This window comes from Campylobacter sp. RM12637 (assembly GCF_020137645.1).
Lineage (GTDB): Bacteria > Campylobacterota > Campylobacteria > Campylobacterales > Campylobacteraceae > Campylobacter_E.
This window is the reverse complement of sequence record NZ_JACGAV010000041.1, coordinates 1-1,765: the sequence shown is the minus strand read 5'-3', so window position 1 is coordinate 1,765 and position 1,765 is coordinate 1. Positions and strand designations below refer to the sequence as shown.

The 1,765-nt window shown below is 35.5% G+C and carries 1 protein-coding gene; it reads left to right on the top strand.

Translation table 11 applies throughout. From position 1 onward, the window contains the following. Positions 1-1,765, top strand: a 1,765-nt coding sequence (locus AVBRAN12637_RS09640) for a flagellin hook IN motif-containing protein (protein ID WP_336615824.1), incomplete at both ends; no start/stop codon positions are given.

Below are 1,765 nucleotides of genomic sequence, written 5' to 3'. Positions count from 1 at the left end.
GAGAGCGGCGGATTTAACAGGAACTGCTAGTGTAACATTTAAAAATGTTGATGGTATCAATGATGTAACAATAGAACCTGTAAAACTTACAAATGGTAAAGGCGATGTAAGTGCTAGCACAGGTCTTGGAGCGTTAGCAGAAGCAATCAACAAAGCTAGTGATAAGACAGGTATTAAAGCTAATGTAACTGCTATTTCAACATTTGAGCAACCTATTAAAGCGGGTGAAACTACTTCAAATTTCTCAATCAATGGTGTAAAAATCGGAACAGTAAGCGTTCAAGAAAAAGACGCTAATGGTGCTTTAAGAGCTGCTATTAATGCTGTTAAAGATCAAACAGGGGTAGAAGCTTCTGTAGATACTAAAGGTAGACTTGTATTATCAAATAGAGATGGTAGGGGTATTAAGGTTGAGGATAATGTTAGTGTTCCTACTGGTGCTAATGATATTCATAGTCTTGTTCAGCAAGGTGCTGCTGGCAAAGAAAACACTAAAAAAGGTGTGGATTTAAGTTTAGCTGATACTTGGACTAAAAAAGCTGGAACAGAAGGTTCTATATTAATTAAAGAAAATTCATTTGGTGATATCAAAAACGCTCACGGAGTGCAAGATGCAGCTATTTATAACGATGGTTTAAAACAAACTAAACAAGCTACAGCAGCAAGTAATGCTTATAATGCTTTCCATACAGAAGAACAAAAAGCTTTAGAAAAATTTAAATCAGAAGCAACTAAAGCTATGGATGCTTATATAGGAGATAGTGCAAAAGCTGCAGCAGGTACTGCTACTGCTGATGAAAAATTAGCAAAAGCAAAAGGTGATGCAGAAGCTGCAAATATAAAAGATTTAATAGCTAACTCAAATAGTTTTGCAGAAATAATGGACAAAATCAATACTTTTGATGGTACACATAAAGCTGCTGCTACAAATTATGATACCGCTGTTAAAGATGTTATTGTTAATGCTGGTAAGGCTTATGCTACTTCTGTTGAAGCAGCTGGCATTAAGGCACAAGGAGCATTAGCAGCTTATAAAAATGAAGATGATGTTCAAGCTTTAAATACAGCTTTAGGAACCATGGTAGCTGCTGCTACAACTGGAACAGGAGCTACTGACATAAATGGAGTAAATACATTAGCTACAGCAATGAAAGCTTTTGAAGGAACAGCAGCTCCTATTGGTGCAAAAAATGTGGATTTTGTAAAATTAGCTGCAACTCAACAAGGCGCTTTAAATTTAACTGACGCATTTACTAATGGTGCTAATCCAACTACTGCTAAAGAAATTACTAATTTATTTGAAGATTTAAAAACCCAAACAACACTAGAGGGTGCTAATTCAACTATAGATAAATTAACTAAAAAATTAGAAGAAGTAGTAAATGCAGCTGCTGATAAAACTATGGATACAGCAGAAGCTCAACAAGGTATGGTAGCTCACTCATATTTACAATTCTTCGCTGGTGTTAAAGCAGGTCTAAATGAGCCTAATAACGAAGGTCTTAGCTCAATTATAGGCTTAAATACAACTAACTCAACTAATATGGGAAGATTAAGCCTTGTTTCAAACAACGGAAGAGATATTCAAGTAGAAGTTAAAGACGCTAATGGCTTTACAAGTAATTCAGCTTTAGGATTTGATAAAAATGTTAGCGAAGCAACAGTGAGTTTAAGAGAAACTAATGCAACAATTAGTAGAGCTCAAGCTGACGCTATGGGATTTAACAATGAAGAATGGCAAGCTGGAGATAATGGGGACAATACT